The 23825-nt window shown below is 46.7% G+C and carries 23 protein-coding genes and 1 tRNA gene; 23 read left to right on the top strand and 1 reads right to left on the bottom strand.

Going from position 1 to position 23825, the window contains the following annotated elements; all coding sequences use genetic code 11:
• Positions 1–233 precede the first annotated feature (233 nt).
• The 21 genes from mnmG to dnaB all read left to right on the top strand — a co-directional run bounded on the left by mnmG (position 234) and on the right by dnaB (position 20706).
• Positions 234–2120 carry a tRNA uridine-5-carboxymethylaminomethyl(34) synthesis enzyme MnmG gene (gene mnmG, locus H065_RS0122935; protein WP_017815445.1) on the top strand — a complete coding sequence of 629 codons (1887 nt, stop codon included), beginning with the start codon at positions 234–236 and terminating at the stop codon, positions 2118–2120.
• 2 nt (positions 2121–2122) lie between these two features.
• Positions 2123–2845 (top strand): 16S rRNA (guanine(527)-N(7))-methyltransferase RsmG, encoded by a 723-nt coding sequence (gene rsmG, locus H065_RS0122930; RefSeq protein WP_017815444.1) that lies wholly within the window; start codon positions 2123–2125, stop codon positions 2843–2845.
• 308 nt (positions 2846–3153) lie between these two features.
• Positions 3154–3972 (top strand): nucleoid occlusion protein, encoded by an 819-nt coding sequence (gene noc, locus H065_RS0122925; RefSeq protein ID WP_017815443.1) that lies wholly within the window; start codon positions 3154–3156, stop codon positions 3970–3972.
• A gap of 82 nt (positions 3973–4054) precedes the next feature.
• A complete protein-coding gene (locus H065_RS0122920) occupies positions 4055–4816 on the top strand; it encodes a ParA family protein (protein ID WP_026136404.1) in 762 nt (253 codons plus the stop codon).
• Complete coding sequence (locus H065_RS0122915; protein WP_017815441.1) at positions 4809–5657, top strand: ParB/RepB/Spo0J family partition protein; 849 nt, start codon at positions 4809–4811, stop codon at positions 5655–5657. The genes H065_RS0122920 and H065_RS0122915 overlap by 8 nt, the downstream gene beginning before the upstream one ends.
• A 58-nt stretch (positions 5658–5715) precedes the next feature.
• Positions 5716–6882 carry an aminotransferase class V-fold PLP-dependent enzyme gene (locus H065_RS0122910; protein ID WP_036630650.1) on the top strand — a complete coding sequence of 389 codons (1167 nt, stop codon included), beginning with the start codon at positions 5716–5718 and terminating at the stop codon, positions 6880–6882.
• A 214-nt stretch (positions 6883–7096) separates the two neighbouring features.
• Positions 7097–7597, top strand: a complete 501-nt coding sequence (locus H065_RS0122905) for a DUF4446 family protein (RefSeq protein WP_017815439.1) — start codon at positions 7097–7099, stop codon at positions 7595–7597.
• A 263-nt stretch (positions 7598–7860) separates the two neighbouring features.
• Positions 7861–8118 (top strand): putative Se/S carrier protein, encoded by a 258-nt coding sequence (locus H065_RS0122900; RefSeq protein WP_026136402.1) that lies wholly within the window; start codon positions 7861–7863, stop codon positions 8116–8118.
• 24 nt (positions 8119–8142) lie between these two features.
• Positions 8143–9165 (top strand): mechanosensitive ion channel family protein, encoded by a 1023-nt coding sequence (locus H065_RS0122895; protein ID WP_017815437.1) that lies wholly within the window; start codon positions 8143–8145, stop codon positions 9163–9165.
• Between the two features lie 125 nt (positions 9166–9290).
• A complete protein-coding gene (locus H065_RS0122890) occupies positions 9291–9506 on the top strand; it encodes a DUF951 domain-containing protein (protein WP_017815436.1) in 216 nt (71 codons plus the stop codon).
• Positions 9507–10112: 606 nt separating this feature from the next.
• Positions 10113–10204, top strand: a tRNA-Ser gene (locus tag H065_RS0122885).
• A 307-nt stretch (positions 10205–10511) separates the two neighbouring features.
• On the top strand, positions 10512–10799 hold the full coding sequence (rpsF, locus tag H065_RS0122880) for a 30S ribosomal protein S6 (protein ID WP_017815435.1): 288 nt from the start codon (positions 10512–10514) through the stop codon (positions 10797–10799).
• A gap of 38 nt (positions 10800–10837) precedes the next feature.
• The gene (gene ssb, locus H065_RS0122875; protein WP_017815434.1) at positions 10838–11335 is read left to right on the top strand and encodes a single-stranded DNA-binding protein; all 498 of its coding nucleotides are present in this window, start codon (positions 10838–10840) and stop codon (positions 11333–11335) included.
• A gap of 21 nt (positions 11336–11356) precedes the next feature.
• The gene (gene rpsR, locus H065_RS0122870; protein ID WP_017815433.1) at positions 11357–11632 is read left to right on the top strand and encodes a 30S ribosomal protein S18; all 276 of its coding nucleotides are present in this window, start codon (positions 11357–11359) and stop codon (positions 11630–11632) included.
• A gap of 521 nt (positions 11633–12153) precedes the next feature.
• A complete protein-coding gene (locus H065_RS0122865) occupies positions 12154–13791 on the top strand; it encodes a copper amine oxidase N-terminal domain-containing protein (RefSeq protein WP_017815432.1) in 1638 nt (545 codons plus the stop codon).
• Positions 13792–14236: 445 nt separating this feature from the next.
• Positions 14237–15259 carry an LCP family protein gene (locus H065_RS0122860; protein ID WP_017815431.1) on the top strand — a complete coding sequence of 341 codons (1023 nt, stop codon included), beginning with the start codon at positions 14237–14239 and terminating at the stop codon, positions 15257–15259.
• Between the two features lie 154 nt (positions 15260–15413).
• Positions 15414–15872, top strand: a complete 459-nt coding sequence (locus tag H065_RS0122855) for a CBS domain-containing protein (protein WP_017815430.1) — start codon at positions 15414–15416, stop codon at positions 15870–15872.
• A gap of 136 nt (positions 15873–16008) precedes the next feature.
• Entirely contained in the window at positions 16009–16902 is an 894-nt protein-coding gene (locus tag H065_RS0122850) for a DUF2232 domain-containing protein (RefSeq protein WP_274517944.1), read from the top strand.
• 11 nt (positions 16903–16913) lie between these two features.
• On the top strand, positions 16914–18905 hold the full coding sequence (locus H065_RS0122845; RefSeq protein WP_017815428.1) for a DHH family phosphoesterase: 1992 nt from the start codon (positions 16914–16916) through the stop codon (positions 18903–18905).
• A complete protein-coding gene (gene rplI / locus H065_RS0122840; protein WP_017815427.1) occupies positions 18902–19345 on the top strand; it encodes a 50S ribosomal protein L9 in 444 nt (147 codons plus the stop codon). Before H065_RS0122845 ends, rplI begins: the two co-directional genes overlap by 4 nt.
• Before the next feature lie 2 nt (positions 19346–19347).
• Complete coding sequence (dnaB, locus tag H065_RS0122835) at positions 19348–20706, top strand: replicative DNA helicase (RefSeq protein ID WP_017815426.1); 1359 nt, start codon at positions 19348–19350, stop codon at positions 20704–20706.
• Between the two features lie 190 nt (positions 20707–20896).
• Here the strand turns inward: dnaB and H065_RS0122830 are convergent, their stop codons facing one another.
• Complete coding sequence (locus tag H065_RS0122830; RefSeq protein ID WP_017815425.1) at positions 20897–21265, bottom strand: DUF2512 family protein; 369 nt, start codon at positions 21263–21265, stop codon at positions 20897–20899.
• A gap of 242 nt (positions 21266–21507) precedes the next feature.
• On the opposite strand from H065_RS0122830, the gene H065_RS0122825 reads away from it, so the two are divergent.
• On the top strand, positions 21508–21885 hold the full coding sequence (locus H065_RS0122825) for a GNAT family N-acetyltransferase (RefSeq protein WP_017815424.1): 378 nt from the start codon (positions 21508–21510) through the stop codon (positions 21883–21885).
• Positions 21886–22193: 308 nt separating this feature from the next.
• The gene (locus H065_RS0122820; RefSeq protein WP_017815423.1) at positions 22194–23480 is read left to right on the top strand and encodes an adenylosuccinate synthase; all 1287 of its coding nucleotides are present in this window, start codon (positions 22194–22196) and stop codon (positions 23478–23480) included.
• Positions 23481–23825 lie beyond the last annotated feature (345 nt).

Raw genomic sequence — 23825 nt, 5'->3', positions numbered from 1 at the left:
AGTGAAATAAGGATTTCATGTGAATTTCATAAATTGAGATGCTCTTGGCGGCTTTAGATACCGCTATACTATATTTACCCACTTATTTAAAATTATTTTAATTTTCATTTTCTCTCATATCGCTGTTCATTTTACGATATACTACTTGAGTATGGCTGTGAGTCTATTCTTGCAGCCTTTAATTTACCTGTCAGCTGAGAAGATTCAGCTTGAGCTATAGAGGAGGAATACCCATGAGCTATATGGGTGGAGAATACGATGTAATCGTTATTGGCGCAGGTCATGCCGGCAGTGAGGCAGCTCTGGCTGCAGCACGAATGGGATGCAGTACGCTGATGGTAACGATCAATCTGGATATGATTGCTTTTATGCCATGTAACCCGTCAATCGGTGGACCGGCCAAAGGCCATGTTGTACGTGAAATTGATGCACTGGGCGGCGAAATGGGCCGCAATATCGACAAGACATTTATTCAAATGCGTATGCTGAATACCGGTAAAGGTCCAGCTGTACATGCACTGCGTGCACAGGCTGACAAATTCCTGTATCAGCACAGTATGAAAGAAACGATGGAAAATGAGCCGAATCTGACACTTCGCCAGGGCATGGTGGATCGTCTGATTATTGAAGATGGTGTATGTACCGGCGTGATTACACAGACGGGTACAACCTACAAAGGCAAATCTATCGTACTGACAACCGGTACGTATCTGCGCGGTAAGGTTATCATGGGTGAATTGGCTTATGAGAGCGGCCCGAACAACCAGCAGCCGTCACTCAAACTGTCGGATCATCTGCGCGAGTTGGGCTTTGAACTGGTTCGCTTCAAAACGGGAACACCACCGCGTGTACACCGTGATACGATTGATTTCTCCAAAACGGAAATCCAGCCGGGAGACGACAAGCCCAAGTTTTTCTCTTACGAAACTGAGTCATCCACTAATGAGCAGCTGCCATGCTGGCTGACCTATACATCCGGGGAGACGCACCAGATCATCAGTGATAATCTGCATCGTGCGCCGATGTTCTCCGGAATTATCGAAGGAACGGGTCCTCGTTACTGTCCATCGATTGAAGATAAAGTGGTACGTTTTAATGACAAGCCGAAGCACCAGATTTTCCTGGAGCCAGAAGGCAAAAACACATCCGAGTATTATGTACAGGGACTGTCTACCAGTCTGCCGGAAGATGTACAGCTGCGGGTACTGCGTTCGATCCCGGGTATGGAAAATGTGAAAATGATGCGTAACGGTTATGCGATTGAATACGATGCAATGGTACCTACGCAATTGTGGCCTACACTGGAAACCAAGCGTCTGCCAGGTCTGTTCACTGCCGGACAAATCAATGGAACATCCGGTTATGAGGAAGCGGCAGGACAGGGCATCATGGCTGGTATCAATGCAGCACGCAAAGCACAGGGTAAAGAAGGTCTGGTACTGGATCGTTCCCAGGGCTATATCGGTGTGCTGATCGATGACCTGGTTACCAAAGGAACCAACGAGCCGTACCGCCTTTTGACTTCGCGCGCGGAATATCGTCTGCTGCTTCGTCATGACAATGCAGATCTGCGTCTGACCGAGATTGGTCATGAGATTGGCCTGGTTACCGAAGAACGCTATCAGAAGTTCCTGGACAAAAAGTCCAAAGTAGAGCGTGAAATCGAGCGTCTGCGCAAAGTCAAAGTGAAGCCGGTAGAGGTAGATGAACTGCTGGCCAGTCTGGAGTCGGCACCACTGCAAAATGGTACCGATCTGCTGACTGTACTGCGTCGTACCGAAGTAGGCTATACTCATATCGAAAGCATCTCTCCATCACCGGAAGAGCTAACCGAGGAAATGAAGGAACAGGTCGAAATTCAGACCAAATATGCCGGCTATATCGAGAAACAGCAGGCTCATGTAGAACGTCTCAAAAAAATGGAAAAGAAAAAGCTGCCTGAAGATATTGTTTACGAAGACGTAAAAGGACTGGCGATTGAAGCTCAGCAAAAACTGGCTAAAATCCGCCCGTTGTCGATCGGACAGGCTTCCCGTATTTCCGGTGTGACGCCGGCAGATATTTCGATTCTGCTTGTCTATCTGGAGCACTATAACCGGGTAACGGCAGCACGGGGGTAATAATGGATCAGGTACAGCAGCAATTTACAGAAGCACTCGCAGCACACCATATCCAGGTGAATGAGCAGCAACTGCAGCAGTTCGAAGATTATTATGAAGAACTGATCACATGGAATGAAAAAATGAACCTGACCGGTATTACCGAGCGGGATCAGGTATACAACAAGCACTTTTATGATTCGGTGACGCTCGCATTCTATACCGATCTGAATCGTGTACAATCCCTTGCCGATATTGGTTCGGGTGCAGGATTTCCCGGTATTCCTCTGAAAATACTGTTCCCGCATATCAAGCTGCGGATTATTGATTCCCTGAATAAGCGAATCAAATTCCTGCAAAGTGTAGTGGATCGTCTCGGTCTGGTAGATGTGGAACTGATTCATGGACGTGCAGAGGAAGTAGCACGCAAAGATGGATACCGGGATGCGCATGATCTGGTAACAGCGCGTGCTGTAGCCAAACTGGCAGTATTGAACGAGTTCTGTCTTCCTTTTGTCAAAACGGGTGGAACATTCGCAGCGATGAAAGGCAGCGATCCTGCTGAAGAGATTCAGGAAGCTTATCGAAGTCTGGGACTGCTGCGAGGCAAAGTGCAGCAGGTACATCATTTCCAGCTGCCGGTTGAGGAATCCGATCGTCATATTATCCTCATACAAAAAGAAGCGGCTACGCCGGTGAAGTATCCACGTAAGCCGGGTACACCACTCAAAGAACCGCTGCTATAAGCAAATTTGATGTTTCACGTGGAACAATAAAGGAAAAAGCCAAAGGCGCCGCAAGGCGCCTTTTTTATGTTGGTATCCGTAAAAAACAGCTATACGACAGTATTTACAGAACAATTGCAGACGGAAGTTTTCATAGAAAATTCTACGGTAATCATAGGATTATAGGGCGAAAAGTGATAAAATGAGTAGACGGAGCAGATGGAAAATACCGGAGCAGGACAGGTCCGGATTATGCAGCCAGAGAGTCAGTATAAAGCACACCTGCAGACCAGGTGCTGCTATCATAAGATTAGGTGGTCTCATACCGAATGAAAGAACAAATTTCCAAATTGTTTGGCTTGTCTGAACGTGCTAGCGGGGATGAAGTCAAACAGATACCGGTTGCGAATATTACAACCAGTCCGTTTCAGCCCCGTACTATTTTCGATGATGCCAAAATCGACGAGTTATGCCAGACGATCAAGACGCATGGAGTAATTCAGCCGATTGTCGTGCGGATGCGAAATGGAAAATATGAGATTATTGCGGGGGAACGACGCTGGAGAGCCGTAACCAAACTCGGATTGGCTACCATTCCGGCCATTATACGTGAGTTCAATGACTCGCAGGCAGCGTCAATCGCTTTGATCGAGAATCTGCAGCGGGAGAATCTGACTTCCATCGAGGAAGCTATTGCCTACCATAAGCTGATTGAGCTGCATTCATTAACCCAGGAAAGTCTGGCACAGCGTCTTGGCAAAAGCCAGTCGACAATTGCCAATAAGATCAGATTGCTGCAACTTCCGGAAGAAATCAAGCAGTCACTGATGAACCGTCAGCTAACCGAAAGACATGCGAGAGCCCTGCTGTCACTCGACAGCGAGGAGATTCAGCTGCGCCTGATGAACGAAATTATCGAAAAAGAGCTGAATGTCAAACAAACCGAAGCGCGTGTCGCTTTTTATAAAGAAAAAAGCAAGGTGGCGAAAAAGTCCAAACGGGTGTCCTACAGCAAGGATGTACGTTTGGCGCTAAATACGATTCGTCAGTCGATCGATATGGTCTCGGGTTCCGGCCTGGCGATCGACACGTCCGAGCAAGATCATGAAGATCACTACGAAATTGTAATCAAAATACCAAAACGCTGACAGCAAGGCGGCATTCAGCCGCTTTTTCTGTCTTATCCGACGCTGATCACAGAACGATTTTCATAACATTGGGGTGAAGTAGTTGTCAAAGATCATTGCCATAGCGAATCAAAAAGGTGGAGTAGGGAAGACAACCACATCCGTGAATCTAGGAGCCTGTCTGGCTACGCTGGGAAAGCGTGTTCTTTTGATTGATATTGATCCTCAGGGCAATACGACCAGTGGAGTAGGCATCAACAAGGCGGATGTGGAAAATTGCATTTACGATGTCATTATTAATGATGTAGAACCAAGGGAAGCGATTCAGTCCACAGCGATTGAACGGCTGGATATTCTGCCAGCGACGATTCAGCTGGCCGGAGCAGAAGTGGAACTTGTGCCGGCTATCTCACGTGAACTAAGGCTCAAAAATGCGATTGCACAGGTGAAGCAATCTTATGATTACATATTGATTGATTGTCCGCCTTCGCTTGGTATTTTGACAATTAATTCTTTGACAGCTGCCGACTCGGTATTGATTCCGATACAGTGCGAGTATTATGCGCTGGAAGGACTGAGCCAGCTGTTAAATACGGTTCGGCTTGTACAGAAACATTTGAATACGGATCTTCAGATTGAGGGTGTGCTGCTGACGATGCTGGACGCCCGTACCAATCTGGGATTGCAGGTGATTGAAGAAGTCAAAAAATACTTCCAGGACAAAGTGTACCGGACCATTATTCCGCGTAATGTTCGGCTGAGTGAAGCCCCTTCCCATGGCAAGGCGATCATCACCTACGATCCGCGTTCCAAAGGTGCAGAAGTTTACTTAGAGTTGGCAAAGGAAGTGGTTTCTTATGAGTAAACGTCTTGGTAAAGGGCTGGATGCATTGATTCCCTCCCTGTCCGTGAGTGAGGATGATAAAGTGATCGAGATACCGTTAAAAGAGCTGCGTCCCAATCCGTTTCAGCCACGTAAAGCATTTGATGATGACAATATTCAGGAACTGGCTGATTCTATTGCCCAGCATGGCGTAATTCAGCCGATTATTGTACGCAAAGTACTAAAAGGTTATGAAATCATTGCCGGAGAGCGTCGATTCCGTGCTTCACAGGTCGCTGGTAAAAAGACGATTCCGGCAGTTGTACGCACATTTAGTGATCAGCAGGTAATGGAAATTGCCCTGATTGAAAATTTGCAGCGCGAGAATCTGAATGCGATGGAAGTAGCTACTGCATATCAGGCACTCATGGAAGAGTTTAAATTAACCCAGGAAGACTTGTCGGCACGGGTAGGCAAATCACGCTCGCATATTGCCAATTTCCTGCGGTTATTATCACTGCCTGATGAAGTGAAAGAATATGTTTCACGTGGAACATTGTCCATGGGCCATGCTCGTGCTCTGGTAGGTATCAAAAAGGAAGATCTGATTCTGATGCTGGCTCACCGCGCAATAGAAGAAGGCTGGAGTGTAAGACAGCTGGAAGAAGCCGTGCAGAACCTGGAAACCAGACGCAAGGATAATGATAAGGATAAAGACAAAAAAGCCGATCCGTATCTGGTCGATGTGGAGCAGACGCTGCAAAGTCGTTTCCAGACAACGGTCAAAATCCGCAATAGCAGCAAAGATAAAGGTAAGATTGAGCTGAATTACTACAGCAGACAGGAGCTGGAACGGCTGCTGGAAATGCTGAATAATATGTAATGACGGAGGAATCCGGTTGGATATTGAACAGGCGAATACGGAACGATTGGATACGGAAATGAAAGCGGAACGCCCAATCATCTATCTCGATCATGGAGCGACTTCCTGGCCGAAGCCGCCTGCCGTGTATGAGGCGGTGCTGCATGTTCTTCAATATGACGCGGCTAATCCGGGGCGAGGAAGCCACCGGATGGCTGTCAAAGCCAGCAGAGTATTATTTGACTGCCGCAAAGTGCTAGGCAAACTGCTGAATGTTCGCAATCCGGTAGATATTGCTTTTACCGGCAATACAACAATGGCGCTCAATATGGCGATTCAGGGCTTTCTTGAAATCGGTGACCATGTCATTGCTACCATGACTGAACATAACTCCGTATGGCGGCCGCTGGAGGCTCTAAAAGAGGCTTTACAGCTGCAGGTGGATTATATTCCGGTGGACAGACAGGGACAGCTGGATTTGCAGCAGCTGGATAAAACTTTTCGATCTAACACCCGCCTGTTGATTTGTAACCACAGTTCCAATCTGCTGGGCAGCATACTACCGGCAGCCGAGCTGGCGGAAATGGCACATCGCCGGGGAGCGCGTATTCTGCTGGATATCGCACAGAGTGCCGGACATATCCCGGTATCGCTGGAAGAGTGGAAGATCGATATGGCTGCTTTTCCTGGACATAAGGGACTGCTGGGGCCGCAAGGCACCGGCGGTCTCTATATTGCGCCGGATATGGAGCTCAAACCCTGGATATACGGAGGAACAGGCAGTCAGTCCGAATCATCCGGTCAGCCGGCTGTACGACCTGATCGTTATGAGCCGGGTACACCCAATACACCAGGGATTGCAGGTCTGGCGGCAGGGGTACGGCATGTGCTGGAACAGTCCGTTACCGATATTGCCAATCAGGAGCAGCAGTTGTCCCATCAAATGATGGAAGGACTGCTATCCATACCGGGAGTACAGGTACTGGGACCGGAACTTGGCAGAGAGCGTACAGGTATTGTATCTTTTATAATGGAACATCAGGACCCGTCACAGATTGCTTTTCGATTGGATCGTGAATTCGGCATTGCCGTCAGGGCAGGTATGCACTGTACGCCGCTTGCTCACCAGTCGGCAGGTACAATCGGTACTGGTGCGGTACGGGCTAGTATCGGTTATGGAACGACAGCGGATCAGGTACAGGCATTGATCGAAGCAGTGCAGTGGCTATCGCGTCAGGACAACTGAATGGCCAAGACAACGGCTGTAGTTATACCGAAATGATCATCTTACAGTCATATTCATGAGTAATCTGGTGAATGCAAGGTAGAAAGTGGTAAAATTCGGAAGCAGGAAAATATCCTGAACCTATAACATGCTGCAGACGCCACCACTGTCAGAAAAGCAGTGAAAACAAAAGAACATTACAGTACGGAAAGAAATAAGAGGAGAGCGGACAACGATGGCGGAATTGAATAGTCTGATTGAAGAACAATTATTTGTATGTGTAGGTGCAATTGCCCTGCTGGTAGTGATCTTGTTGATCATTGTCATGGTACAGGGATCCAAATTGCGGAAAATGCGCAAGCGGTATGAATTGATGATGTCCGGTAATGGAGTAGAGGATCTGGAGAGCCTGCTGCTTGATCTGAAGCTGCAGCTGGATTCCCTGGAAGATGGAGAGAATCAGAAAAAGGCGCGCTTTCAGGCGATCGAGGATCGTCTGCGCAGAGTGCAAGCCTACACCGGTATCAAGCGGTATAATGCGTTCTCGGAGCATGGCAGTGATCTTAGCTTCTCGGTAGCCCTTTTGAATGATGAAATGGACGGAATCGTATTGACCGGGCTGCACAACCGGGATAGCTCCTACGTATATGCCAAGCCGATCGTCAAAGGAGAATCCACTTACAATCTATCTCCGGAAGAACGGGAAGCCATCAGTATTGCCAAATCCTCTTCTTGATTCAGAGAAGATGTTATTTATCTCATTTGGGGGTGAATAGGATCCGTTTATTGTACGTGTGGGCATTTCCAGACGCGGAAAATGTTCCTGAATCGCCGGTATTTCACAGATTTATCCGATATGGATGTCTGCTGGAGTACCGGCTTTTTTTGGCAGTATATGCAGCCGGAATTGAAGAAGAGCCCTATTTATTATTACACTAGTACATAAGACAAATCTGTGGCAGGGCGAGATAGTCTGTACAGAAGGGGGTAAAGGTAATGATGGAAGATAGTCTGGTAATGGCTTTTGATTCGACCCAGCAGGCACTACGGGCAGAGATGTTGCTGGAATATGCGGATATCGAAAACGATATGTTCCCGACGCCCAAGGAAATTACGGCAGGGTGCGCATTGTCCCTGCAGTTCCCGGCAGCGGAACTGGAGCAGGTCAGACAGATTGTCCGCGAAGAACAGGTAGAGATTCGGGGAATTTTCCAGAACAACCAGGGCCGGTATGAACTACTGGCACAACCAACATAAGCGGAAAAGCAAGGAGGACGAATCATGAATTTGTTTTTAACAGGCAAGGCTACAGAGGCACAGGATATTACAGAGAATGCCGCCAAGGAATTTAACAGTTTTACCAGCGGGTTCTGGAACTGGTTCACAGATATCAGCATGTGGTCGCATATAGCCTTCTCGGCGCTGCGAATCGTTATTATTTTTATACTGACACGGATTGCAATCAAACTGATCAATAAGGTGATTGACCGCTCGCTGGCAGGCAAGGACAAAACACGACTTGCCGCCAATCCAAGACGGCTTATCACTATTCGCGAGCTGTCCAAAAATGTAGTATCCAGTGTATTCAACTTTATTATGATTATGCTGATCCTGAACGAATTTGGCTTCAATCTGGCACCGCTACTGGCAGGAGCCGGAGTAGCCGGTCTGGCGATCAGCTTTGGTGCACAGAGTATTATCAAGGATATTATTACCGGATTCTTTATTATTTTCGAAGATCAGTTTGCAGTAGGTGATGTGATTCAGACCGGTACGTATAAAGGAACCGTACAGATGGTGGGTCTGCGTACGACGCGCCTGATCAGCTGGAACGGGGAAGTGAATATTATTCCCAACGGATCGATTATCAGCGTAACGAATTTCTCGCTGTCCAATTCTCTGGCAGTAGTCGATGTTCCAATGAGCATGGATCGCTCGCTGGAAGATGCACGGTTGCTGGTTACCCGGGCTACCGAACATATGAAAAACGACAAGGACGAAGTACTGGATGCGCCGGAAATTCTGGGTATCCAGACACTGACAACCGGTGAATATTCGCTACGAATTATCGCCAAGTGTCAGCCCAATTCACGTGCCGATGTGGAAAGAGCTATTCATACAGCGATCAAAACACAGCTGGATCGCGACAAGGAACAGGCGCGCTTGGAAGAAGAACGCAAAGCAGTAGCAGAAGTACAGTCAGCAGCGCCTCAGGAACAGCAAACTACCGGAAATGCACCGGTAACCGGTGTATTGAAAACAGAAGTTAATGAAAAAAGAGATCCAAAGGAATCCAATGATTAAATAAAGCAAGAAAATCTGGTAAAATGGTTGTGGATAAACTATCGGCAGCATAACAGAGGCACATTAATAAAGTTATGCACAGCCGCAAACAGCTAGCGGCTCAGTACAATGAGAGGGTGGACCGAATGGAGCGCAAGCAGTTTCAACTGGGAGATATCGTACAGATGAAAAAACCGCATCCGTGCGGCAGCAATGAGATGGAGGTAATCCGGATGGGGATGGATATCCGGATCAAGTGTGTAGGCTGCAAGCATAGTGTGCTTGTACCGAGAGCGAAGTTTGAGAAAAACATGAAAAAAGTATTGAAATCGGCAGCTGAAGAGACACCTTTGCCAGAGTAATAAAAAACGCAGCAAAAAAGTTATCAACAGTGGTTAGAGAAGAATAGAAAGACTTTAAAAGGTTATCCACAGTGGATAACCTTTTTTTATTTGAGTATTCGAACTTGAAAGTATAAGCATATAGGGACACAGTGCATAAAATAAAAGTCGTCAGTTTCGTTACTGTCCAGGTTGAAATAGCGTTGCGGTACATTTAGTATGCAATTTCCCAATAAATGAATAGAACATAGACGGAGAATGCAGTTAGTGAAGAGCAGATCTGTTGGGTTAGACAATATGTTCAGTCGGTTCATCGTTCATATAGCCGATCCTATGTAGAATAAATTAGCTGTAAACGTAATGTGATCATAATGTCAAAAGAAGGATAACGCAAATAAGAGAGTATTCTTTACCAAAAGGCAACAGTAGAATTCAATCTGCTCATACTAAACAAACCCAAACAAAGTATAGGACGTGCAGATCGATAATATTTAGGACTTGGTATTAAAAGCAGACGAACAGAATTTATTGCGGCAGGTATATTGCCAACCTCCATATAATCAAGTATAATCAGTTTTGTTGTAAATCGATCATTTCCAATTGGCGGGTTGATCGTAACTATGTTATGGAGAGGTACCCAAGTGGTTATAAGGGGACTGACTCGAAATCAGTTAGGCGTCTTAGGGCGTGCGAGGGTTCGAATCCCTCTCTCTCCGCCATCCCATATTGATTTTGCTACGTATATATAGCGCTCGGCACTGGAGCGCGGCAAACATCGTGACTAAGCTCTGCTGCAGTTTTCTGCGGTGGAGCTTCTTTATTTTATACATTTATTTGCAAACTGGAATAAAAGATCAAGGGACAGGATAAAAGGGAAAATCGGTATGCAGTTGGCGAACCTGTTTTCTTATTAAAAATGTCTTGTACTTCTACTTTATTTCTGATAGACTAATAGGGTTCGAGTTTGTGCTCGTTCCTTGCTCCTGGCAATGATCAGGGGCCTTAGTCCAAGAGGAGGTGAAAACTATGCGCAATTATGAAGTAATGTACATCCTGCGTCCAGAAATGGAGCAAGAAGCAGTTGAAGCACTCAACGAGCGTTTCAAAGGCATCATTACAACTGACGGCGAAATTACAAAGCACGATGTAATGGGTAAGCGTCGCCTTGCGTATGAGATCAAGAAAATTCGTGATGGTATCTATGTTCTTGTTAACTTCACAGCTACACCAGCTGTTGTTGCAGAACTTGAGCGTATCATGAAAATTTCTGACGATGTTATTCGTTATCTCATTACTGTTGATGTAACAAAATAAGAAATTGAATTGTAAACTCGTTTGAGGAGGGGATTGGATTGTTGAACCGTGTCATTTTGATCGGACGGTTGACCAAAGACCCGGAACTTCGCTACACACCTGCAGGTGTGGCTGTTACGCAGTTTACGCTGGCGGTGGATCGTCCTTTTACGAGCCAGGGTGGAGAGCGCGAAGCGGACTTTATTCCGGTCGTAACTTGGAGACAGCTAGCAGAGACTTGCGCCAACTATTTGCGGAAAGGCCGCTTAACAGCGGTTGAAGGACGCATTCAGGTACGTAACTATGAGAATAACGAAGGTAAACGTGTCTACGTGACTGAAGTTATTGCTGATAATGTACGCTTCCTGGAGTCTAACCGTGATGGTGGAGGAAACAGCAGCGGTGGAGGTAATCGTGAGGAAGCACCTTACGGCGGCGGTAACAGTAGCAATACGAACCGCAGCAGCAATGGAAACAGCTACTCGCGTGACAATCAGGATCCATTTTCCGATGACGGTAAACCGATAGATATATCCGATGATGATTTGCCATTTTAAAACCGGAAAGGAATGAATCAGATGAGCTTTAATAGACGTGAAAGCGGAGATGGAGAAGGCAGACGTCCAGGCGGACGCCGTGGCCGTAACAAGCGCCGTAAAGTATGTTACTTCACTGTAAACAAAATCACTCACATCGACTATAAAGATACGGACCTGCTTCGTAAATTTATCAGTGAGCGTGGTAAAATCTTGCCACGTCGTGTGACTGGTACAAGTGCAAAATATCAGCGTATGCTGACTATCGCGATTAAACGTTCCCGTCAAATCGCACTGCTGCCATACACTACTGAATAGTAGCAGAAATAAATTCAGAGCAGCGGTTTAACCGTATTCTGAATTAGAACGCACCGAATGAAATCTTCCCCGTGGAAGGTATGCATTCGGTGCGTTTTTTGTTTTATTTCTGCATAAATTAGCCTCAATCAGAAGTTATAAGATGTCAGATTTACCTTACTATAAAATAATTTTTTATAATATAAGCTGTAAATCAGGTTTAAACAGCAAGTTAGTGGTTATATTTTATCGTACCGAAAAATCACTTACTTACTTAATACCTCTAATTCATTATACATAAACGACGTATGAAAAATCCGGAGTTTTGTACTTCATTTGTATACGAACGAGTGTGGGTAGAGAAGGCGAATAATATCAGGTATTTTAGTGAAATACGCTTATCATGCAGGGTAGATTTCGAAGATCATCCAGATAAAAAAACAAACAAAGTGATCCAAAACGAAATTGCGCCCGTTTATCCAATCATGGACGGCAAAACAGAAATAGAAAAACAAATTCACTTACAATAGGGAGCGTACACTATGAAAATTCAGAAACTGATTGTACCTGCATTGAGTCTTTCTCTACTTCTTCCGGCAGCTGGAGCATTTGCAGCCACTCCGGCAACTGCCACACCAACGGTTAGCACCAAGGCAGCCGATCTTCGTGCAGGCCTGGATTACTTACTATCCGAACATTTCGCACTGGCTGTTGTAGCCATGACCAAAGCCTATGAAGGCGCACCTGATGCCAAAGAAGCTTATCAAGCACTGGATCAGAATGCACTGGACATGCAGCCGGCTATTGAAGCGATCTACGGAAAAGCAGGCGCAGCTGAATTCGAAAGAATCTTCCGTGCCCACAACAAATACACAGATAACCTCGTTAAAGCTACCAAAATGAATAACAAGGCAGCAATCAAAAAAGCCGAAGCACAAGTACAGGGATTCGTAGATGAATTCTCCAAGTTCCTGGCTACAGCTACAGAAGGCAAACTGCCACAAAAAGCAGCAGCACAAGCACTGCGCATGCATGAAGATCAAGTACAGGATGTATTTGAGAAATATGTAGCAGGTGACTACAATGGCGCGTACATGGAGTATCGTGAAGGCTTTGAGACCATGTTTACTGTAAGTAAAGCATTGTCCGGCGCGATCGTAGCCCAGAACCCAGCGAAGTTCAGCAATGGATCAGTGGATACACCGGCAGCAGATCTGCGTTCGGCTCTGAATCATCTGGCAGCAGAACACTTTGCCCTGTCCGTCCTGCAAATGCAAAAACAATACAATGGCAAAGCCAAAGATTCCGATGCGCTGATCAAAGCAGAAGCAGCGAATACAGCAGCATTTAAAAAAGCTATTACTTCGATCTATGGTGCAGAGGGTGGTAACCAGTTCGAGAAGATCTGGGTCACCAACCACATCAAAGCACAAAGCGATTATGTAGCTGCTCTGAAAAAAGGAGATAAAACTTCCCTGCAGGCAGTTAAAGACCGTATTACCGATTTCACCAAAGAATTCTCCACATTCCTTGGAACTGCTACAGCTAACAATCTGCCAGCAAGTGCAGCAGAAAAAGCACTCATGACTCATGAGAAGCAGGTACAATCTGTAATTGACCAGTATGCATCCAAAAAATATGCAGCTGCTTACAAAGCAGATCGTGAAGGATTCAAAACCATGTTCGGTATCGGCGAAGCACTGGGTGGTGCGATCGTGAAGCAGTACCCTGACAAATTCAAAGCAGCAGCACCGGCTAAGGCTCCAGCCAAAGCTCCAGCTAAAGCTTCGGATGCTTCAATGATGATGGTATGGATGAAGCTGAACAGCAAACAACTCAAAGTGGGCGACAAAACTACGATGATGGATACAATGCCTGTCGTGAAAAACGGAACGACTTATATCCCGCTGCGTTATCTGGCAGAAGGCATTGGCGCTAAAGTAAAATGGAATAAATCTGCTGGTGAAGTGACTGTAATGGCAGGTAAAGACACAATGAAATTCTGGATCAACAAAACAGCAGTAGATGTAAATGGTAAAACACAGCAGCTGGAAGCAACTGCTATGGTAAACAACGATGGCAGAACCCTGGTGCCTCTGCGTTCTATCACGGAACTGCTGGGTTGGGATGTAAAATGGAACAAGTCCACTGGTGAAATTACCCTGACTAAATCCATGTAATTAACAAAACAAATGAATCTTATTGGACAGTTGTCCGATGATCCATTAAGATCACGAGAAAGCCTGCTGATTCCACAGAGTCAGCAGGCTTTTTTATGCCGTTGTTACAATGCAATACGGGGTATCTACCATTTCTTCCAGCAAAGAAAACAAACCTGTTTCTACTATTAATAGAGAATAGGTAATAGAGAACATGGACATTCAAAGGATATAAAAATCCAACTTGTTCATACTCAAAATAATAAATTTAAAATAACAGATTCCCGTCATAAGGATGTAGATAGCCCTGTTATTTCCAGTACCTGTGCCTGTAATAGGCTTGCAATTCACCTAGCTTTAAGCGAAACTGAAGAAATGGAACAAAATATTCTCATCTGTGTCACGGCTGGTATGAGGCGTTTAATGAAGTAAGAATATACGTCTGCTCGAAATGAGGAATGGAAGAATGACGAAAAAGCAAAAGATTCTGTCCGCGATTGCCGCTGCTGTAGTTCTTATCGCGTGCAGCCTGCTCCTGTGGTGGAAGCCGATTTCAGCCCAAATGTTTGACTGGTTTGTAGCGGATACCCTGGAGAATCAGCTGGAGCAGACTTATCAGCCTGTACGTCAGACCGGTGGCGAACAGGAGCAAGAAGAACCAGGTGTAGTCATGACAGAGCCATTCTCCATTTTGCTGGTCGGCAGTGACCAACGCAAAAATGAAAAGGCCCGTTCAGATACACTGATTTATGCTGTCGTACGTCCGATGGAACCGGAAGTCCTGCTGATCTCCATTCCAAGAGATACGTATACCGAAATTATTGGCAGAGACCGTATGGACAAGATTAATCATGCATATGCTTTTGGCGGGATCAAGATGACGATGGATACGGTAGAGCATTTTCTGGATGAAGATCTCGATTATTATGCCAGCGTCAATTTCCAGGGACTGGTGAATGCGGTTGATGCTCTCGGTGGCGTCAAACTGCCTATCGAAAAAGATATTGCAAACCGCGATCCGAACCATGAGAAATTCACGATCAAAGCCAATAAACCGATCTACTCCGGACAGGAAGCGCTATATTATGTGCGCTATCGTGAGGACAGCGACTTTAACCGAACCAAGCGTCAGCAGATTTTCCTGCAATCGATTACCGATCAGGCGATACAGCTGAACCAGATTGATCAAATCCCGGAGCTGCTGAATATTATGGGTAGCAACTTCAAGACAGATATGCGCCCGCAGATGCTGACCGGACTGGCCAGTCAGATTATGCGTGGTGGTGATCCCAAGATTACTTCCTTTACGATTGCGGGAGAGGGCGAATATATCGACGGGGTATATTATGATGTACCAAATGAAGACGATCTGGAAAAAGCCAAGCATCTGATTGATCAGTGGATGAGTCCGCAGGGACCGGAGCCGGCTGCTGCCCAGGGAGAAACGGCCAACCCGGTAAATACGGAAGCACAATCTCAGGTACAATAGATGAATAACGAATAACCCGCTTTATTGTGTCATACTTATCGCTTAAAATAGAAGAGTACCCCTCTCAGGGGAACGGATAGCAACATAGATATACAGCATCAAGAGCGGACTATACAATTGCAATTTTTCAAATTGCGAGGAGGAAGGTTTTTGCATGAATATCGCGTTTTTTCTGCTTCCCAAGCAGGAGGTCGTTTGCGTCACCCTTAATTCGACGCTGCGTCAGACGCTGGAGAGAATGGAGTACCACCGCTATACATCCGTGCCTATGCTGGATAAGGATGGCAAGTATGTAGGAACGATTACCGAGGGCGACCTGCTGTGGTTTATGAAAAATTCAGACGGTAAGGCGACTTTTGAGAACGCTTCGAAATTCCTGTTGGCCGAAGTTCCGCTGCAGCGGGATGACAAACCGGTATCCATTGATGCGAATATGGAAGACCTGATCAATCTGGCCAAAGTACAGAACTTTGTACCGGTTGTGGACGATATGAACCGATTTATCGGTATTGTACGACGCAGTCAGATTATTGAATACTGCGAACAATTTGTCCGCGGTGGAGAGTACACGCCCGAGAAAAGCAGAATGTCCAAAGACATGAATATGTCCTGATCCTTCTGCACAAACCCGTGCGTGATTATCGGCGTCTATGCTATAATGATGAGTAAATCTTTTTTATAGGCGCCGAACAACTTGTGCGTAAGAGGTGAATCGTTTGAAACTGCGCTGGACATCCATAGCATGGAGCATGGCTTACCTGCTTCTACTGCTATCTCTAATAACTTCTGTAAGAATCATCGGTATGCTATTTCTGATCGTGCCTGTCGTTGTGCTGTATTCGACATTGACCCTGCGCCAATTTATTATGCACATGGTTCCCGTTTGGCTGGTGGCGATTATTATTGCCGGGCAAGCCGGATTATTTCTGCCCATTCTGGGCGTATTCTTTATGATTCCCGGTATTGTCATGGGAAGAATGTACAAAAAGTTTACGCCTGCATTACGTATTATTATTGCCGGTGGCATTACGACATTGATCGAACTGCTTGTACTGCTGGTAGCAGCGCGTGTCATGTTTGATTTCAGTCTGGGCGCTTATATCCGTGATGTTATTGAGATATCGGTCGCTCCTATGAAGGCGATGGCGGATGTGAATCCGGAATTAAATGATATTTTGACACCGGAATATATTATCGGGCTGAGCAATTATACATTAATGCTCATTCCGTGTGCATTGATTATTGCCTCCTTTACGATGGCTGTAATTACGCATGCAATATCGCGTCCACTACTGGAAAGTATGGGTTATTCCGTACCGCGTCTCAAGCCTGCACGCGACTGGCGGTTGCCAAGTTCGATGATCTGGTATTATCTGATTGCGGTATTCCTGGAGTTTATCGCAAGTACGAATATGACCGGTGTGCTGGCTGCCATTGTATTGAACTTTATGCCGCTGATCCACATAGCCTTTACGATCCAGACGATTGGCTTTGTGTTTTTCTGGGCCAATCACCGGAAATGGAATTCGTTCCTGCCGTTCCTGCTATCCATTGTCGTTGTGTTGATTCCACCACTTCGCATTATTGGTATTCTGGATCTGGCATTTCCGCTCCGTGAGTATATTACGAGACCGAAACGGTAAGGTGATGAATGATGCCTAATTTTTTATTAAACCGCTGGCATGGTTACCGGTCCGTATGGGCATCTCTGCTCATGCTGGGACTGGTGATTGTGCTGTCCTGGTTCAACTGGATGATCGGGCTGGCTGCGCTATGCTGCGTCATCCTTTTCGCTGCGGTTCTGCTTCGTTCAGAGCTTGCCTTTCGCCGGGAGCTGGAGGAGTATATTGCCGGATTATCCTTTCGGATCAGGCGCGTTGAGGAGGAAGCGGTCAGTACGCTTCCTTTTGGTCTTATTTTGTACGATAACAAATATTCGATAGAATGGCATAACCGCTATATTGCCGGTTTATTCGGACGCAAGACACTGGTTGGCACGCCGCTGGAAGAATGCTTTACGCAATTTCAGGAGCATTACAAAGCGGCCAGGGAAGGGCGCAAGGATGGAGCCAAGGAAGTACGCTTTGAACTGGAGCATCAGGATAAGACACTGGAATGTATCGTCCTGCCGGATGAGCGTCTGATCTATATTCAGGATATTACCGAATATGCGGATATGCGCTCCCGGTATGATGAGGAGCGTCTGGCTGTCGGTATCGTATTCCTGGATAACTTTGATGAAGCTTCCCAAGGGATGGACGATCAGCAACGGGCCAGCATGATAGCCCGCGTAGCGACGCGTATTACCGACTGGGCCAAAGGCTACCAGATCTATGTACGTCGTCTATCTTCCGAGCGCTATCTATTGCTGCTCAACCAGAAATCACTGCGTGAACTGGAACAGAGTCGATTCGTGATTCTCGATGAGATTCGCGAAATGACCGCTGATCTCAAAGTACCGCTAACGCTTAGTATCGGTATCGGATTCGGTACCAAAACGATCAGCGAACTGGGTGAATTGGCTCAGTCCAGTCTGGATATGGCACTTGGTCGCGGTGGTGATCAGGCTGCCGTCAAAGCGGAGCAGCGGCTTTCCTTTTATGGAGGCAAGTCCAATGCGATCGAGAAACGTACACGTGTCCGGGCACGGGTCATCGCGCACGCGCTGCGTGATCTGATGCTCGACAGTGATCAGGTACTGATCATGGGGCACAAGATTCCCGACACGGACGTGATCGGAGCTGCAATTGGTATGCTCAAGGCTGCCGATATGTATGAGGTGGAAGCCTACATTGTGCTTGATGAAGTGAATCCGTCCATCGAGAAAGTGATGGATCGTATTTCCCGGGATGAGCGTCTGTCTGTGCGCTTCGTTACGCCTGAGGATGCGCTCAGCATGATGACCGAGCGTACATTGACCGTAGTAGTGGATACTCACAAAGCTTCCATGACGATAGAGCCGAAGCTGGTAGATCGTTCGCGCCGGGTCGTGGTGGTGGATCATCATCGCAGGGGTGAAGAATTTATCAATGATGCGGTACTGGTCTATCTGGAGCCCTATGCCTCATCGACCTGCGAACTGGTCACTGAACTGCTGCAGTATATTCACGACAAGGTGCAGTTTACGACCCTCGAAGCTACGTCTCTGCTGGCAGGGATTACAGTGGATACCAAGCATTTTGCCCTGCATACCGGTTCACGGACATTTGAAGCTGCCGGTTTCCTGAGGCGCAATGGCGCAGATACCGTCATGGTACAGCAGATGATGAAAGAAGATTTGGCCGAGTATATCGCCAAAGCGGAGATCATCAAAAAAGCCCGTGTTATTCATGACCATGTAGCACTTGCTGTTACGAGTCCAGGCAAACAGGTACCACAGCTGCTGATTGCACAGGTGGCGGATTCGCTGCTGAATATGAATGATATTTATGCGTCCTTTGTGATCAGCGAGCGGATGGATGGGCTGATTGGTATTAGTGCCCGTTCATTTGGCAAGATGAATGTACAGGTGGTTATGGAGCGCCTGGGCGGAGGAGGTCATCTGACCAATGCAGCGGTTCAGCTGGAAGGCGGAATCGAAGACGCCGAAGCCCGGCTGCTCGAAGTATTACATCAAATGAATGAGGAAGAGGGGTTATTCGAATGAAAGTTATTTTGCTAAAAGATGTTAAAGGAACAGGTAAAAAAGGAGACATCAAGGAAGTCTCGGACGGTTACGCACAGAATTTCCTGATCAAAAACGGCCACGCCAAACCGGCGACAGGCGGTAACGTGAAAATTCTGGAAAACCAGACTGCTGCTGTGGAAAGACAAAAACAGGAAGAAAAAGAAGCTGCGGAAGCACTGGGCAAAACGCTCGAAGAAGTAACCGTTCAGCTGAAAGCCAAGTCGGGTGAAGGCGGCCGTCTGTTCGGCGCAATCACCAGCAAGCAGATTGCTGAAGCATTGGGTAAACAGGGACACAAGATCGATAAGCGCAAAATTGAACTGGATGAGCCAATCCGTACACTGGGAGTTACCCAGATTACTGTGAAGCTGCATCCTGAAGTAAAAGCAACGCTTAAAGTCCAAGTGACTGAGGAATAATCATGGGCGGCGATATATTTTACGACCGGGTTCCCCCACAGAATCTGGAGGCTGAGCAGGCGGTTCTGGGTGCCATCTTACTACAGGCCGAAGCACTGATCAGCGTCATGGAGCGAGTAGACACCGAAGACTTTTACGACAAAACCCACCAGCTGATCTATGAAGCTATGGTTCATCTGGGGGAAGAGAATCAGCCGATTGACCTGATCACACTGACCTCCCTGCTGCAGGATCGTTCGCAGCTGGAAGATATCGGCGGTGTCAGCTACCTGGCCAAGCTGGCCAATGCTGTACCGACCGCAGCCAACGTAGATTATTACGCACAGATTATTGAAGAGAAATCGATGCTGCGCCGACTGATTCGTACAGCGACGCAGATCGTCAGCGAAGGATATACCGGTGGCGAAGATGTAGGCAGTATGCTCGGCGATGCAGAGCGCAAGATCTTGGAAATTTCCAATCGACGTACAGGCAGCGGATTTATTGCGATTCGTGATGTATTGATGGAAGTATTCGAGAAAATGGAGACGCTGAGCGAGAATAAGGGAAATACGACTGGTATTCCGACAGGTTTTATCGATCTGGATAAAATGACGGCAGGATTCCAGCGCAGTGACCTGATTATCGTAGCTGCCCGTCCATCAGTAGGTAAAACGGCATTTGCCCTGAATATCGCGCAAAATGTTGCTGTTCGCGCCAAAGAGACAGTCGCCATCTTCAGTCTGGAGATGTCAGCGGCTCAGCTCGTACAGCGTATGATCTGTGCAGAAGCCAACCTGGATGCAAATGCAATGCGTACCGGTGAATTCAAGGAAGAGGACTGGATGAAGCTGACCATGGGGATTGCCTCCCTGTCAGAAGCAGAAATCTATATCGATGATACACCGGGGATTACCGTCTCCGAGATTCGTGCCAAATGCCGTCGTCTCAAAAAGGAAAAAGGCCTCGGCATGATCGTAATCGACTACCTGCAGCTGATCTCCGGACGCGGTAAAGCGGGCGAGAACCGTCAGCAGGAAGTATCCGAGATCTCCCGTACACTGAAGCAGATTGCCCGTGAGCTGCACGTACCGGTAATTGCCCTGTCCCAGCTCAGCCGTGGTGTCGAGCAGCGTCAGGACAAGCGCCCGATGATGTCTGACCTTCGGGAATCCGGTTCGATTGAGCAGGATGCCGATATCGTCTCGTTCCTGTATCGTGACGATTACTACAACCAGGAGACCGAGAAGAAGAATATCATCGAGATCATTATCGCCAAACAGCGTAATGGTCCGGTCGGTACCGTCGAACTGGTCTTCCTCAAGAACTTCAATAAATTCGTCAATTACGAACGTGTCCAGTCGGATATGTTCGCAGGATAAAAGCAACAACAAAGACCCTGAATTGCAGCAGACAGTTATCCTGTTTGCAGAGTTCAGGGTCTTTTATTTGGTTACAGACCGATAGGAACCAATATGGAATCACCCGATATGATAATGGGTAGGCGGGAGCGATATCGATCTACGATGTACATCATCTATTGTTGATCTTCAAACCTGCATCCAGTCTGGCTTACAAACTGGAATTGGAGTTGATGCTTCGTGTACGTCCTGGGATGCCATCACGCAGCAGCCACATATGGAATACATATTCAAATACGCCAACAATCACGACAGGAACAAGCTGATCGACGAAAGACATGGTCCAACCAGCCATAGCCGAAGCTGCCCACAATACCAGATAAGCAAGCACTGCGTCACAGATAGTGGCTATCGTATTATTGGTAGCAGGAAGAACCATCATATCTCCAAGCACATAGGCGAGTGCTCCCAATACCACTACAGTCACCAGCGAACCCCAGAAGCCTGCGTTACTCAGCAGCATCAGGGAAGCAATAACAACCACACCATTTACGACAAGCTTGGTAAGAATTTTGTCCATGTTTTGTGCCTCCTTATGTCTTTGAATTATAGTTAAGTATAAATAAACCTTTATTCCAGTATTAAACATATAATTCCTGATTTCCCATTTCTATTTATATTCTTTTTTTGTGATAAAGTAAGAAAGGATCAGGACATACGCGACTATACAGATAGTTACTAATTCGCGAAACAACGGCTCTTACATAAGAAAGTCAACTATTATCAACAAAGGAAGTGTACTCTCTGGATACTCCAAAAATAATGATAAATTTGCCGCTGGCGCGTCATGAAGTTCCGGATCTCAGACAGCAGATAGGCTGGGATCGCCGAGATTCGGATTATCCGGTACTGCTGGAGCGATGTCTGTTCTATGCAGGCAGTCGGGATGATCAGGGACAGCTGATTGCTTTTGCTTATATATGTGGAATGGGCTTGCAGCATGGGTATCTGGAAGATGTGATGGTGCATCCATCCATGCAGGGAAGAGGAGTCGGGCAGCAGCTAGTACAGAGTCTGCTAGAGTATGCCGGACAGAAAGGCGTCGAAATCGTAACCGCCACTTTTGCTGCAGAACATCGCTCCTTTTATCAAAAATGCGGGTTTACGACAGGTAATGGAGGCGTATGGCGCAAGGAATGAATTAATTCCGAACAATGTTATTTTTTTAACATGTTATTGTTCGCTTTTTGTTTGACTTTGTAAAAGGCTCCTGTTACACTGTTAATGCTGCGGTAAAGCGCGACAGACTCTATTTATGGGAGTATGCTGTCAGATGTAATACCCGGCTCACCCATAAGGGATGAACTTCCGCCCGCGAAACGGTTATTATGTGTTTGTCCGCCCGACCGTTCCTCGCATGGAGGTTTTCATGCTGTCCATTTGTCATGTGTGTTGGAACGGGCAGCCCAAATATAACGGTGTACATACACCCACGGAGGAATGATTCTATGTCAACTGTAGTCGTTGTGGGAACGCAATGGGGAGACGAAGGCAAAGGTAAAATTACCGACTATCTTTCAGAAAAAGCGGATGTGGTTGCACGTTACCAGGGTGGTAACAATGCAGGACATACGATTCTGATTAATGAGAAAAAATATAAATTAACAATGGTACCATCCGGTATCTTCTATGAAGAAAAAGCATGTGTAATCGGTAATGGTATGGTTATCAATCCGGCTGCACTGATCGAAGAGATCAACTATGTGCATGAAAATGGATTCTCTACCAAAAACCTGACGATCAGCGATCGTGCGCACGTGATTCTGCCGTATCACATGGTACTCGACAAGCTCGAAGAAGAACGCAAAGGACCGAACAAAATCGGTACTACCGGTAAAGGAATCGGTCCTTGTTATATGGACAAAGCAGCCCGTGCAGGTATCCGTATCGCGGATCTGATGGACGCTGAAGAATTCGAACTGAAGCTGCGTCATCTGGTCAAAGAGAAAAACCAGATGATTACACAAGTATATGGCGGCGAGCCGGTTGATGTAGAAGCGATCCTGCAGGACTATCTCGGTTATGCAGAGACACTGCGTCCTTATGTACGTGATTCTTCTGTTGTGCTGAATGATGCTATTGATGAAGGCAAACGCGTACTGTTCGAAGGCGCGCAAGGGGTCATGCTGGATATCGATCAAGGTACTTATCCGTTCGTGACCTCATCCAACCCTTCTGCCGGTGGTGTATGCATCGGTTCCGGTGTAGGTCCTGCCAAGATTCAGCAGGTTATCGGTGTAGCCAAAGCCTACACTACTCGTGTAGGTGATGGTCCTTTCCCTACCGAGCTGCATGATGCAGTAGGTGATCAGATCCGCGAAACGGGTCATGAATACGGTACAGTCACCGGACGTCCGCGTCGTGTGGGCTGGTTCGATACCGTTGTAGTACGTCATGCACGTCGCGTCAGCGGTATTACCGGTCTGTCCCTGAACTCTCTGGATGTACTGACTGGTCTGGATACAGTGAAGATCTGCACAGGCTACAAATACCGCGGCGAGTTCATCACTCACTATCCGGCAAGCCTGAAAATGCTGGCGGAATGTGAAGCGGTATACGAAGAAATGCCGGGCTGGAGCGAAGATATTACCGGCGTGAAGACGCTGGAAGAACTGCCGGAAAGCACGCGCAACTATGTAAACCGTGTATCCGAGCTGACCGGTATTCCGATTGCGATTTTCTCGGTTGGACGTAACCGTGAGCAGACGAATCTGGTGGCACCGATTTACGTATAATTGCATCTGTAAGGGATGTAGTGAAATAGCGATATAGATGATAGAGACAGAGCTTAATAATGACAAGGCACCCTGCGGGGTGTCTTTTTTTATGGAAGCCTTTTGAATCGCTGAGAATACTTGATAGGCGTAGAGGTTATTATAGCGTGAAAGTTGAAAGTTTTGACGGGATTATGGTAAAGTAAACGGGGAGTTATAAAGGTTAATTTTTTGACATTAATTGATTACAATTATTCATAATTTACGTAATATTTGACCTTATAGGCCTTATGCCATGAATCGGGTGCAGTCTTAAACAGCTGAATCGCATAACGGAAAAGGCTATTGAACGATTAAAATGAATCA

The sequence above is a fragment of the Paenibacillus shenyangensis genome, assembly GCF_000346635.1.
GTDB classification, from domain to species: domain Bacteria; phylum Bacillota; class Bacilli; order Paenibacillales; family Paenibacillaceae; genus Saccharibacillus; species Saccharibacillus dauci.
This window is presented reverse-complemented; position numbering and strand designations above follow the sequence as displayed.